Here is a 13,998-nt window from a genome sequence, read left to right as displayed (position 1 = left end):
ATAAGATTTTTTAAATTGCAGGGAATTAATTGTTGATATATGGATATCGAAACATTCAGGGAACACTGCCTGACTTTAAACGGAACTACCGAAGGCATGAAATGGGGGCATCTTTGTTTTATGGTGGAAGAAAAAATGTATGTGATCATTTCTTTGGAAGACGGAAGCTTTTCTGTTAAATGTGACCCCGAGGAATTTGATGGACTGGTTGGCAGGCCTGGAATCCAACAGGCTTCACATATGGCAAAAAGACAATGGATCAGGGTAGATGGTCTGGAAGTAATGCCGGAGGATGAACTCAAAAGAAGGGTTTCCGATTCCAGGGCATTTGTAGTGGCTAAACTCAGTAAGAAACTTCAGGAAAAGTATAAGTAAACAAAAAGGCATCATTTTCATGATGCCTTTTTGTATATAGATATCTATATGTATAGAAGTCTATGTGTCAATATGTGTTACCACATTCTGATTCTGTCTTCGGGTTTTTTGTATAGTTTATCACCTGGTTTCACATCAAATGCTTTGTACCACGCGTCCATATTTACCGGAGCACCAATGGTTCTGTAAGGGCCTGGCGAGTGTGGATCCGTTTTGATCAGCTGTGCTGCGGTTTCATCCAGCACATTTCCTCTCCATACCTGTGCCCATGATAAGAAGAAACGCTGATCAGGGGTAAAGCCATCAATTTTCTCTTCAGACTGACCTTGTTTGGTTAATTTGAAAGCAGTATATGCTGCATTTAATCCACCCAGATCACCAATGTTTTCGCCCATGGTCAGTTTACCAATTACATGAATGGTATCCAATACAGTATAGGCATCAAATTGCTCGCCCAGTGCTTTTGTTTTTGCTTCAAATTTAACTTTGTCTTCCGGTGTCCACCAGTTGCGCAGGTTACCATCTTTATCGTACTGGCTACCTGAATCATCAAATCCGTGTGACATCTCATGTCCGATTACCGCACCGATTCCACCGTAATTTACAGCGTCATCAGCATTCGGGTCAAAGAATGGGAACTGAAGGATTCCGGCAGGGAATACAATCTCGTTCATGGTTGGACTATAATAGGCATTTACTGTTGGTGGGGTCATTCCGAAACGGGTACGGTCTACTGGTTTACCCAGTTGATCGATCATTTCTTTATATGCCCAGGCACCTGAGTTACGTAAGTTTTGAAGATAAGTGGTACGGCCGATCTGTAGTCCATCATAAGTTTTCCATTTCTCAGGATAACCGATTTTTGGTACAAAAGCATGCAGTTTTGCCAATGCTTTTTCCTTGGTGGCATCGCTCATCCAGTCCAGTCCTTTAATCCTGATTTCAAATGCTTTTCTAAGGTTACTGATCAGCTCTGTCATGCGTACTTTGGCATCAGGCTTGAAATATTTGGCCACATAAAGCTGACCTAAAAGTTCTCCTATCGTCCCGTCTGTAAGCTGAGACATCCTTTGCCACCTTGGTGTTTGTACCTTTTGTCCGCTTTGTGCCTGAGTAAAGGCAAAGGTTGCATTTACAAAAGGGGAGCTCAGGTTAGGCGCTGCCGATTTTAAAATGTTCCATTCCAGGTAAGTTTTCCAGTCTGCCAGGGAAACGCTTTTCAGCATTCCGTTCAGACCGGCAAAAAACTTAGGGGAAGAAACTAAAATGGTATCCTGTCCGGTTACCTTAAATTTAGGAAGCATGGTATTCCAGTTTAACCCCGGAGTAGTTTTGCTGAATTCGGTAACTGTAAATTTGTTGTATGTTTTATGCGGATCGCGCATTTCTACTCTTGCCATTTGTGCTTCAGCAAGTTGTTTTTCAATGGCCATGACGGCCGATGCTTTCTTGCTTGCTTCGGCTGCTGAACTTCCCGTTAAGGTAAACAGGGTGGTCATGTAAGTTTGGTAAGCTTCCCTGATCTTTACACTCCTGCTGTCGTCTTTCAGGTAATAATCGCGGTCGGGTAGGGTTGTTCCTCCTTGTCCGAGTTGGGCCAGGTATTTGTTTACATTCTTTCTGTCCTGTCCGATGAAGAAGCTGAACATAGGTGCCGCAAGCCCTGTGGTACGCAGATAAGCCACATGGTCTAAAACTCCCGGAATGTCTTTGATCAGTTTAATTTTTGCAAGGTCTGCTTTGATGGGTGTATAACCCAGTTTTTCAATGGTAAGGCTGTCCATTGCCGCAGTGTAGAAATCACCAACACGTTTTTTAACCGAACCTGCAGGAGCAGATTGATCTGCTGCTGCATCTTCAACCAGGCCTTTAACGGCATTGATGTTAAAATCACGAAGGGCGTTAAAGCTTCCCCAACGGGTTTCTTTGGCAGGAACAGGATTATTTTTGATCCAGGTACCACTGGCATATTTATAGAAATCGTCTCCTGGTTTTACAGATAGATCCATATTTGCAGGATCTATAAATTTGGTGGGAGCTTGTGCCTGTGCAGAATAGCTCGCAGCCAAAATCCCCAAAGCTGCAAAATAGCTTTTCAGTTTTATGTTCATAAGTATAATAAGTTAATAGTATGAGGGGGTATTAATCCATCAATGGGATCAATTTAGGAAATCCTGTTTAACAAATAATATTCTTAATGAAAATATTACTTATTGAACCAGTAATAGATTTTGGTTAGCCCGAGTTTTCTGATGATCAGCCCTGTGAATAAAACTAACTTTATCGCTTTCATAATCCTGGGTATTTATATCTATTTAACATATTTTAACATATTTTATTGTGCAGGCAGTAAAATAGTTGTTATAATATTTGTTTTCGTTGTCGCTGGCGTTGTCCGATATAAAGACCAAGAATGACCAGCAAAGTGCCACAAACGGTATACCAGGTGATGGGTTCATCCATGAGCCACCAGGCATAAAAGAAACCAAATAACGGGCATAGAAACAGCCATAAAGAAGCTTTTACCGTATCTAATTTGAGCAGATAAAACCAGCAGATCAGGCCAATCACGGAAACGGCAAGGCTGAGCCAGAGGACGGAATACCAGAAGGTATGGTCAGGGCGAAAAGACTGGAGATTTCCGAAAGCACAGGTGAAAGGGAAGAGGAATAATCCTCCTAAGGTCACCTGCCAGCCATTGATTAACAGGTTTGGGAGGGTCCATTTGATCCGGGCGTAGTAAACACTGGCAAAAGAAACGATCACCATACTGAGCATCAGCAGCGAGATCCCGATTAAGCTGGTACTGTGATCATGGAGTAAAGGATAGGTGGCAAAGGCAATCCCGGTCATTCCCAGAATGATGCTGAATATCTCGGCGATTGATGGTTTACGGCCGATGAGCCAGGAAGAGAACAGGACAATCAGTAATGGATTGGTCGATACGGCGAGGCTTCCGATTCCCGCAGCCGTATATTTCATCGCATATACATATAAGCCCAGATAAAGCGTTGTATTTAATAGCCCAAAGATGGCCAGTTGCTTCCATTCCAATGCATTTGGGAGGCGGTATACCTTCCGGCCTCCCCATCCATAGCAAAAGCCCAGCAAGACCAGGCCGGCCAGGAAAAAGCGGATGTTTGCCAGGATTAACGGAGATGCAGACTGCACCCCAAATTTGGTAGCTACAGATGCAGAAGCCCAGAGCATAGAAAATAATATGCCGGTTCCGATGTTCTTTAGGCTGCTTTTTGTCATTTGTTTTTAAACCTAACAAAATTGGGGATTTATCCGGTCATTTAAAATGAGATTCTATACCTGTAAAATGAGATTATCCATTCGTTACTGTTCCCGAAGGACCTTAATGATGGCGGCAACTTCCTGATCTCCATAACCTGCAACATGTGCTTTTTTAAACAGTGCTGCAGCAAAAGCAGGAAATTCAGAATTGATGCCTGCTTCAAGGGCTGTTTGCTCCAGCCTGGCTGTCGCTTCTACGGAGATCCGTAGCGGACTTTCGGTAATGGCATAATTTTCTGTATGAATCATATGCCCTTCATGTTTTAAAAATGCACCAAAAGAAGGACTGATTCCTGCCACAATGTTTGCGTAATCTGCCACCGAAATTCCTTGTGACTCTATAATTCTGGCTCCATGGAAGAAACCGATAGATGCTCCATATATATAGGAGAGGGTAGCGAGGTCTACTGTGGGTGATGCGGCAATTTTTTCTCCCAGATAACTAATGGCCCCACCAAAAACTTTCAGTACAGGTTCAACCGCAAGATAAGTCCTTTCTTTTCCGGAAATCAGGATGGGCGTATCGGGTTGTCCCATTTGTGTTGGTGCTGCCTGAATGCCTCCGTTGATATAACTGGCGCCATGTTCTGCTGCCCATGATTCACTTTCGATGGCTTCTTTAGGGCTGATGGTACTCAGTTGCAGGAGTAATTTTCCATCAAGCAGTGTTTCAACTGTTTTGGTGCGGAGTATGTTTTGAGTAGCCTCATGGTTATAAACGCAAATTACAATTACCGGACTTGCCGTAATCGCTTCGGCAATATCTCTGGTCAGAATGGCCCCCTCCTTAACTAATTCTGCTGCTTTTTCAGGAGTACGGTTCCATACCCTTACCTGATATCCTTTTTGTAACAATAAACGGGCTAAGGTTATTCCCATTGAACCCAGTCCTATAACGGTCACTTTGTTGTTTTCTGTTTTCATCTTTTTAATTTTAATCAGATTTGATGCAGACAAAATTCAACAGAATTCTATTGCGATAAAATAAGGGAAAATGGATTCAGTGGGGGAATAATTATTCCCTGCTAAAGGAGCACCAGAAATAAATATTTTATACATTGGAGGATAAAATCTGTGCATATGTACGAGCGAAAAATACCGGAAGACCTGGAATGTGGAATTAATATTTCCATGAAAGTATTGAGTGGAAAATGGAAGCCATGTATCATAGATGGTATAAACAAAGGAATCAGAAGGCCCAGTGAGCTGCATGCTGCTATTGATGTGGCAGCACCAAGAGTCATCAATATGCAACTCCGCGAACTGGAAGCGTATGGGCTTATCTGTAAAAAGATTTATCCAGGACTTCCCCTAAGAGTAGAATATTACCTTACTGAGCTGGGAGAAAGTACATTACCTATCATCCAGGCATTAGACCAATGGGGGAATGAAAACCGGGAACACGTCCGGAAAATTGTCTTACAGCTTCAGGAATAAGGGCTAAAGGTGGTTAAGATTTAATGAAAACTTAATGGTGCGGGTAAGGAAGGTATTTTTCTATTCCTTTACTTTTGCAATAAATTTATATATTGTATCACCAAATACAACCACTTAAGACCAAACTTTATTGAAATCGCTTACAGATCCGGCATTGCTGGCCTTACTGAAACAAGACAATGACGATGCATTTAATGAAATTTATGCGCGCTATTGGGATGTGGTATATGCGATTGCCTGTAAGAAGCTCAATAACCGGGAAGAGGCAAAGGACGTGGTTCATGACCTCTTTATGGTGATCTGGATGAAGCGGCATACCCTTAAGATCACCACTACTTTTATCGGATATATTTACATCATCTTAAAAAATAAACTGACCGACCTGAACCGCCGCCAGTCCCTCCGCATTAAACACGATGTAGAATTTGTGAAAGTGAGTGATGAGGTTGACCATTCACTTTTTGAGCAATTTGCTTCCAAGGATACCGCACAATACCTGCAACTGGAAATACAAAATATGCCGGCAGGAATGCGGAAGGTCTTTTTAATGAGCAGGGAAGAAGACCTTTCCATAAATGAAATTGCCGGCCGGCTCTCCATTTCCTCACAAACGGTTAAGAACCAAATCAGCAGTGCCTTAAAAAGACTGAAGTCGATATATCCCTTCCATTAAATTCCTGTTAAGTTTCTAAAAATGCTCTTTTTGCCATAGTACTCCTGTGGTTCCTGTCCGTTAAGTATTTCGTAGGTCCCTGATGCGTTGAACCTGTTTAAGGCTGCTGATGCTTTATGCAAAAAAATCATCGGCTTATGCTTGAAAACCATTTAAAAAGCGCTGATGGTTGAAATATATTTAGGTATACGAAAAACTAAAATTAAATATCCCCATGAATTACAAGAACCTGAAAATTAACTTTTTAGTGATGGCAACCATTGTCGTTGCGGGAAGTTGCAAGCAGCAGTCTACAGAAGACCTGCTGTCGGATGTAAGCCGTCTGAAAACAAAAGAAATGGCCGCTGCTGCAGCGGCCGGAACTGCTGCAATCACTGTAAACTGGGATCAAACCTTTCAGCGCATCGATGGCTTTGGTGCCTTCGGCGGAAGGATTGTTCCTTTTTTTGAATCGCAGAAACGCGATAGTATTCTGTCCTATCTCTGGGGCGAGAACGGCTTACACCTGAACATGGTTCGTGGAAAAGTACTTCATACCTATGGGTTTAACCAGCAAACGGGTGTAGTGACCATCAGGCCGGCAGGGGTAGATATTGATGTTGATGTAAATAGTAGTGCTTACCAGGCCCTTACAGCTGTTCAGAAAGAGCATTTAGGCCAGTTGTGGATCTTAAAAAAAATAAAAGAACGGTATCAGGTTCCGATCACTTTTGCCAGTACCTGGACTCCGCCACTTTCTATGAAAACCAATCCCAGCAGTGAAAGTGCAAAATGGTTTAATGGATTAAACTTCAGTACCAGTTCCACGGCCTTTGCAAAATATCTTGCCGGTTTTGCCAAAGCTTATCAAAATGAAGGGATTAACTTTTATGCAATATCGCCTTCCAATGAACCGGAGAATGTATTTTCCGACTGGGATGCCTCTTACTGGAACTCCGCACATCTCGGAGAATTTATCAGCAATAATTTAAGGCCTGCCTTAAACCAGCAGGGCCTGAGCAGCACCAAAATCTTATCGTCTGAAAATGCGGCATGGGGAACGGCAAATAGTTTCCTTGCAGGAATGGATAAAAGCAATGTGGATATTCTTGCCGGTCATGGCTATGTAGAGATCGGAGACCTGATTGTTGGAAACAGGGGATTAAACCAGAGTCCGGCAACCTGGAATTTTGCAACAGGAAATAAACCGGTATGGATGACCGAAACTTCCGACGATGGGGGTACTTATGATAACACCATTACCGGTGGCTTGAAGCTGGCTACGAGCATGCATAAATTCATGGCAGAGTGTAATGTCAATGCTTTTGTGTATTGGCTTGGAATGCTGGCCATCAGAAATAACGAATCGCTGATCTGTACCAATGCAGATGGTTCTCTGGACTTCCCTAAAACCTATGATGTAATGGGGCAGTTCTCCCGTTATGTACGGGCAGGATACTTCCGCTTTGGGGCAAGTGTTCAAAACAATTCAGATCTGAAAGTATCAGCTTACAAAGATCCGGCTACAGGAAAGTTTAGCATTGTGGCGATTAATCCCGGCAATCAGGAGCTGACTTGCAGCTTGCGCTTACAAGGCTTTTCTGCAGGTACGCTGACAGGTTACCAAACAACAGGAAACAATACTGCACACTGGCAACAGGGAAGCCCTGTAAATGTTGGCGCCGATGGTAGCTTTACTTTGAATGTCCCTGCTCAAAGTGTAACTACCTTTACCGGTCTGAAAAATTAAGGAATGATAAATCTCCCGGAGAAATCAATGCTCCGGGAGATATTTAAAAATATTATTTTCTCATAGTACCACTTTGATCCCCGTTCGTTATGTACTTAGTATATGAACGAAAAAGACAAAAACGACCTTTATAAAGAATTTGGCATCAACGACCCTAATGAGTTTTTCGAAGGGGAAAACGAACGGGAATCGATCCGTCAGGAAATTCTGGGACGGCTGCAGGCTACGAAAGAGATTCAGTCCGGACAAGAACGCTTCTTAACGATAAGAAGAAGGAAAAATCTAATGAGCATGGCCGCTGTACTGGCATTGATCCTGGTCTCAGCAGCACTGATGTTTTATTACAATAATGCAGCATTTAACAGCAATTACATTACCGTGGTGGTTCCAAAAGGACAAACCAGGGAGGTGGTGTTGCCGGATGGTTCCACAGTTTGGCTAAATGCAGCAAGTACCTTAAAATACCCGAGGAAATTTGGTAAGAAACGCATGGTTTATCTGCTGGATGGGGAAGGTTTCTTTAAGGTGGTTCACAATAAAGAAGTGCCCTTTGTGGTCGATGCTTCAGGAATGATCACCAATGTGCTGGGCACATCGTTCGTGGTCAAGTCTTATAAAAGCCTATCCACTATGAGTGTCTCGGTGGTGACAGGAAAAGTTGCTGTCAGCGATGAACATAAACAGCTGAGTGTATTGGTGAAAGATCAGGAAGTGGTTTATCATAAAGATCACCGGAAGCCGAGTGTATTAAAAGTAAAAGCACAGGAAAAGACAGAATGGAATAGTGGTAAGGTGATCCTGAATTCGGCCAACTTTGAAGAGCTGATCCTGGCCGTAGAAAATGCCTACCAGGTAAAAATAAATTACGATAAAGAGCGGTTTAAAAACTGCAACAGCACCCTCAGCTTTGACACTAAACAAAGCTTAACAGATGTCATGAACATCATTCAGGATATACAAGGAATAACTTACCAAATTAAAGAAAAGGAGGTGCTTATAGCGGGTAACGGATGTAACTAATCGATCATTATTATAAAAAAAATGATCAGTACCTGTTGGAGCAGATACTGATCTGAATGTACAGCATGCGGGCAACTCTTCGAAAAATTTTCCGGATGGCTGTGCTTTGTTTCAAAGAATTTTAAAACGATTAAAAATATGAAAAAAAACATTACTACACTAATTCTTAAGATAATGAAGGTAGGATTAATAGTGTTTGCCACTTTACTGACCTCTGCAGGGACCTTAATCGCAGAAACAGTATTCAGTCAGAATCTAAAAGATGTTAAGGTAAGTATCAATCTTAAGGGGGAATCTTTAGAAAGGGCAATAGAAAAAATCAGTAAGACCAGTAAGATGGACTTTTCTTACAACAATAATGAGCTGAGAAAAGTAAAAGGAATAGTGCTCGATGTAAACCGGATGCCTTTAAACGAGGTCTTGATCCAGTTGTTAAAGGGTACACCCTTTTCGTACCGGGAAGTAGATAGAAATGTAGTGATCTTCCGTAAAAGGGAGCAGGACGCACTTCCTGTGTTGTCCTGGATCAATGAAGCAATTTTGATTAAAGGGGTAGTTACTGATGAGCAGGGGGGACCAATTCCCGGAGTTTCTGTTCGCATTCAGGGAACACAAAAAACAGCCACAACAGATACGAATGGTGCTTACCAGATAGAAGCAGGTTCCCCGGCTGATGTGTTGGTATTCTCTTATGTCGGCTTGACCGAACAAAAGATCGTCATCGGAACAAGAAAGCTGATCAATGTGGTTTTGAAAGATGATAAGGCTTCATTAAATGAAGTAGTGGTAGTCGGTTATGGGGTACAAAAGAAAGTGAACCTCAGCGGGGCAGTAGACGGGGTAACAAGTAAAGACATCGAAAACAGACCTATTTCCAGTTTGGGAGCCGGTTTACAGGGCTTGATTCCCAACCTGAACATCACGGTTTCCGGTGGCCAGGTGAATAAAGCACCAACGTTTAATATTCGTGGATTTACCTCAGTAAACGGTGGCGGACCTTATATCCTGGTTGATAACGTACCTTATAGCGGAGAAGAGCTGATGGCTTTAAATCCAGCGGATATAGAAAGTGTTACGACCTTGAAAGATGCTGCTTCAGCGGCGATTTACGGTGCAAGAGGTGCTTTTGGAGTGGTGTTGATCACCACAAAATCAGCGAAAAGCCCGGACCTGAAAGTATCAGCAAATACGTATTATGCAACAAGAAAATTGGGTAAAGTACCGGAAATTGTAACTGATCCCCTGAAGGTGATGGAGTTCAAGCATGATGCGGCCTACCCTTTATATAATCTTTATCCTGAAAATGTAAGGGAATATGCACGGCAACGCTCTATGGATCCATCATTACCTGCCGTGATTGTTTCTCCAGCAGATAAAAATGCATGGATGTATTATGGAACGACAAACTGGATGGATGAAGTATACAAGCCAAGTGCACCCACCTATAGCGCGAATGTGAACATAGCAAAGAAAGACGAGAAGCTGAGTTATTATTTATCATCAGAGTATTTCCGTAATGATGGAATGTTCCGTTACGGTAATGATAAATACGAGCGCCTTAACCTCCGTGCAAAAGCTGATTTCAACCTTTCAAAATGGTTAACAATAGGAAACAATACAACTTACACCTCGAGCGTCTATGATGGTTCATCTTATAGTACCCAGGGAGAAGCTTTTTTTCATAATGTGAATAGACAGAACTCCTTAGATGTACCGAAAAATCCAGATGGAAGCTGGACTTCTACCGGAGCGGCACTATTAGGAAAACTACAGGATGGCGGGCGCGATGTGGCCAGAAATAACAGTTTCCAGACGACCATTACTGCTAAGGCAGCACTTGTTAAAGATGTCTGGGACCTGAAAGCAGATGCAACGATCAGGAGAATTGACAGTGCAGGGAAATTGTTTGACCTGCCGATTCCTTATAAGACCGGACCTAATTCTGCTGTTTCTTACAGCGGCTCGAACCCTGGCTTTACAAGAAATGAGTACAGGCAAGTCAGACATGAAATTTATAACGTCTATACTGACTTTCATAAAACATTTGGCACTAAACATTTTCTGCAGGTACTTGCCGGTTTTAATCAGGAGCATAGAAACCGTGACAGAAATTACATAAAACATTTAGGCATCATCAGTAATGCCTTGCCTTCCAACAACCTGGCAACAGGAGAAGTGACCACGGGAGAATCCATTGAAGAATGGGTGGTAAGAGGCTGGTTTTATCGAATGAATTATATTTACGATGACAAGTATATCTTAGAATTGAATGGCCGTTACGATGGGACTTCCCGTTTTCCTACGAACGACCGCTGGGGAGCTTTTCCTTCTGCATCTGTAGCTTGGGTGTTGAGCAGGGAAAACTTCTTTAAACCACTTGCAGAAAACCTGGGGATTAACCTGTTGAAATTACGCGCTTCTTACGGGGCACTGGGGAACCAGGATGTGGGCGCTTATTATTATATTCCAACAATGGCTTCAGGTCAGATTGGTCAGATTCTGGATGGTAAAAAACCTATCGAAGTAAAGCCTCCGGGAGTTGTGGCGAGAAGCCTGACCTGGGAAAGGGTGTCTACTGTTAATTTCGGTGGGGACATCAGCATGTTTAAGAATAAATTAGATCTCAATTTTGATGCCTATACCCGTTATACAAAAGGAATGCTTACTGAAGGTAAGACCCTTCCGGGACCATTTGGTGCAGTAGAGCCAAGGGTAAACGCAGCGAATCTGAAAACCACAGGATGGGAGTTCAGAATCGGCTGGAAAGATGGTTTTCAATTGGACAACAGTCAGTTCTATTATAACGTAGGATTTAATATGGGAGATAGCCGGACCTTCATTACCAAATTTGATAATCCTGATGGAACGATCGGTCCTAAACGTTATTATGTAGGTAAGGAAATCGGAGAAATCTGGGGCCTGGAGACCGATGGATTCTTCCAGTCGAAAGAAGAAATTGCCAGTTCTCCAAATCAGACTGCCGTAGGTGCTGATGATACCGGATACCTGTTTGATGTTGGGGATTTAAAATTTAAAGACCTGAATGGTGATGGAAAGATTGATAAAGGAAATAATACACTGAGCAATCCCGGCGATCAGAAGATCATCGGAAATGACCGTGCCCGTTATCAATACGGAATTGATCTGGGAGCAGGATGGAAAGGCTTTGATATCCGCTTATTTTTCCAGGGTGTCGGAAAGCGCGATTGGTATCCTAATGCCAGCAACCATTATTTCTGGGGTGTATATGCACAACCATGGACGAATGTTCAGGAGCATAACCTGGATCGATGGACACCGGAAACACCAAATGGCTATTTCCCAAGGTTAAAAGCTTATATCGCTGAGGATGAATCTGAATTGGGCAACCCTCAGACAAAGTACCTTCAGGATGCTTCTTACCTGCGTCTGAAGAACCTGACTATAGGTTATACAATTCCTAAGTCTTTAACGACTAAAATGAAGATGGATAAACTCCGCGTATACTTTAGCGCAGAGAATGTATTTGATGTTTCACATATCAAAGCGAGATTGGACCCTGAAGGATTGGATGGAAAAATCTACCCATTCCAAAAAACATTCTCTTTTGGTTTAAACCTTAATTTTTAACGCAAGAAGAATCATCATGAAACTAAGAATAACTTATATCCTCACATTAGGATTAATCACTATAGGGATGACTGCCTGCAAGAAAAATTTCCTGCAGAGAGACCCGAAGTCGGAAATTACGAAAGACCAGTTTTTCCAGACACCAACAGATTTGGAGACCTATACCAATGGTTTTTACCGGTACCTTAGCCCGAACTATTCGGACCTGAATTCGGATAACATCGCAAATTATAATGCCAATGGGGAGGTCGACCTGATGGTGAGGGGAGGGCTCTCCTCTGCCAATATGGCCAACTTTGATAAGGATCTCTGGACAAAGAGAGATTGGGAAAAATTACGCAGAATTAACTATATGCTCGATAACGTCCCACAAGTAAAAGGAGATCCGGTAAGGATCAGGCATTTTGTAGGAATTGCCCGTTTTTTTCGTGCAAACTTTTACTTTGAGAAAATCAAAAGATACCATAATGTTCCATGGTACAATACTGCGATGGATCCTGAAGATCAGGCGTTGTATAAAACTCAGGACCCCAGAGCATTGGTTGCGGATTCTGTGTTGAGTGACCTGAATTATGCGGTAGAGAATATTTCACCTGAGAAAGGAACAAATAGCACCAGGGTCAATAAATGGACTGCATTGGCACTATTGTCGCGCTTCGCTTTACATGAAGGAACTTTCAGAAAATATCATGATGAGATTCAACTGACCAATGATTATCAGCGCTTCCTGGATATTGCGGTTACCGCTTCCGCTAAAATCATGAAAGATGGTGGGTTTGAGATCTATAAAACCGGAAAGGCGGGAGAAGATTACAGGGCACTGTTTGCGAGCGCCAACTTATCCGCCAATAAAGAAATGATCATGATGGCCGACTATAGCAGTGAACTGGCTGTAGGAAACAACACCCATACCGTTCTTGATTATACCTGGTCTTTGAGCAGAAGCCTTGCGGATACCTACCTTAAAAAAGATGGTACCCCTTTTACTTCCAGTCCGGGATATGATACCAAAGTATATACTGAGGTTTTCGCAGATCGTGATCCAAGAATGGAGGAAACGATCATCAATCCTGCATTCAGGGGAGCAACAACATTGGATGAGCCTTACCGCATTAAGCCAACATTAGGTGGCTATAATCAGATCAAGTTCTATCCACGTTCTGCTGACCTGAGAAAAGGATGGGAGATGAACTATACTGATTTACCTATTTTCAGGTATGCAGAAGTGCTGTTGATTAATGCAGAGGCGAAAGCCGAGTCCGGAGCAATCACTCAGGCTGACCTGGACCAGACGGTGAATCTGCTGCGTGCACGTGTATTGATGCCACCGATCACTATGGGACCTGTAATGGACCCTGTATTGTCGGCCACTTATCCGAATGCGACGGCAGCAAACAGGCCTTTATTGCTGGAAATCCGCAGGGAGAGAAGGGTAGAGCTTGCTTGCGAAGGTTTTCGTTTTGACGACCTGATGCGCTGGAAGTCGGGTAATTTGTTGCAGGATAGTCAGCAGGGAATGTATGTTCCTGCATTGGGTGCAATGGATGTGACGGGTGATGGAAAACCGGATATTGCCATTCTTAACTCACCGAACGATGAATCCCCTATTGCCAATCTGCCGGAAGCAGTAAGGAAGGACTTATCTAAATATTACCTGAAAGACAAAGACGGAAAGGATCAGAATTTTTATCTGACTAAAGGAAGTTCCGGCTTCATTGCCTTTATCCGCGATAGAGATCAGCCAAGAACCTTTATCAGTCCAAAATATTATTACCGGCCAATTCCTATCAGTGAGGCGGTGGTAAATCCACAATTGAAACAAGTATTTGGCTGGTAGTGAACAATGAACTACTAA

At 42.7% G+C, this 13,998-nt stretch carries 10 protein-coding genes; 7 read left to right on the top strand and 3 right to left on the bottom strand.

What is annotated here, in order from left to right:
- Nucleotides 1-39: 39 nt before the first annotated feature.
- A complete protein-coding gene (locus BUC20_RS23375) occupies nucleotides 40-375 on the top strand; it encodes an MmcQ/YjbR family DNA-binding protein (protein WP_073233614.1) in 336 nt (111 codons plus the stop codon).
- 77 nt (nucleotides 376-452) lie between these two features.
- Here BUC20_RS23375 and BUC20_RS23370 read toward each other — a convergent pair whose 3' ends face one another.
- The 3 genes from BUC20_RS23370 to BUC20_RS23360 all read right to left on the bottom strand — a co-directional run bounded on the left by BUC20_RS23370 (nucleotide 453) and on the right by BUC20_RS23360 (nucleotide 4,599).
- On the bottom strand, nucleotides 453-2,486 hold the full coding sequence (locus BUC20_RS23370) for a M13 family metallopeptidase (protein ID WP_073233611.1): 2,034 nt from the start codon (nucleotides 2,484-2,486) through the stop codon (nucleotides 453-455).
- Nucleotides 2,487-2,736: 250 nt separating this feature from the next.
- Nucleotides 2,737-3,633 carry a DMT family transporter gene (locus BUC20_RS23365; protein ID WP_073233610.1) on the bottom strand — a complete coding sequence of 299 codons (897 nt, stop codon included), beginning with the start codon at nucleotides 3,631-3,633 and terminating at the stop codon, nucleotides 2,737-2,739.
- An 84-nt stretch (nucleotides 3,634-3,717) separates the two neighbouring features.
- Nucleotides 3,718-4,599, bottom strand: coding sequence for an NAD(P)-dependent oxidoreductase (locus tag BUC20_RS23360; protein ID WP_073233609.1), 882 nt, complete (start codon nucleotides 4,597-4,599; stop codon nucleotides 3,718-3,720).
- A 156-nt stretch (nucleotides 4,600-4,755) separates the two neighbouring features.
- Between BUC20_RS23360 and BUC20_RS23355 the strand changes: the two genes are divergently transcribed.
- The 6 genes from BUC20_RS23355 to BUC20_RS23330 all read left to right on the top strand — a co-directional run bounded on the left by BUC20_RS23355 (nucleotide 4,756) and on the right by BUC20_RS23330 (nucleotide 13,980).
- Nucleotides 4,756-5,112 carry a winged helix-turn-helix transcriptional regulator gene (locus tag BUC20_RS23355; RefSeq protein ID WP_073233608.1) on the top strand — a complete coding sequence of 119 codons (357 nt, stop codon included), beginning with the start codon at nucleotides 4,756-4,758 and terminating at the stop codon, nucleotides 5,110-5,112.
- 130 nt (nucleotides 5,113-5,242) lie between these two features.
- Nucleotides 5,243-5,785 (top strand): RNA polymerase sigma factor, encoded by a 543-nt coding sequence (locus BUC20_RS23350; protein WP_073233607.1) that lies wholly within the window; start codon nucleotides 5,243-5,245, stop codon nucleotides 5,783-5,785.
- 214 nt (nucleotides 5,786-5,999) lie between these two features.
- Nucleotides 6,000-7,514, top strand: coding sequence for a glycoside hydrolase (locus BUC20_RS23345; RefSeq protein ID WP_073233606.1), 1,515 nt, complete (start codon nucleotides 6,000-6,002; stop codon nucleotides 7,512-7,514).
- Nucleotides 7,515-7,616: 102 nt separating this feature from the next.
- On the top strand, nucleotides 7,617-8,534 hold the full coding sequence (locus BUC20_RS23340) for a FecR family protein (RefSeq protein WP_073233605.1): 918 nt from the start codon (nucleotides 7,617-7,619) through the stop codon (nucleotides 8,532-8,534).
- Between the two features lie 138 nt (nucleotides 8,535-8,672).
- Entirely contained in the window at nucleotides 8,673-12,143 is a 3,471-nt protein-coding gene (locus BUC20_RS23335; RefSeq protein WP_200800989.1) for a TonB-dependent receptor, read from the top strand.
- 16 nt (nucleotides 12,144-12,159) lie between these two features.
- Nucleotides 12,160-13,980 (top strand): RagB/SusD family nutrient uptake outer membrane protein, encoded by a 1,821-nt coding sequence (locus BUC20_RS23330; RefSeq protein ID WP_073233604.1) that lies wholly within the window; start codon nucleotides 12,160-12,162, stop codon nucleotides 13,978-13,980.
- Nucleotides 13,981-13,998: the final 18 nt, after the last annotated feature.

Origin of the sequence: Pedobacter caeni, assembly GCF_900129215.1 — a bacterium.
GTDB classification, from domain to species: domain Bacteria; phylum Bacteroidota; class Bacteroidia; order Sphingobacteriales; family Sphingobacteriaceae; genus Pedobacter; species Pedobacter caeni.
Note: the sequence above shows the minus strand (reverse complement) of the source record. Positions and strands in the feature narration are given on the sequence as shown.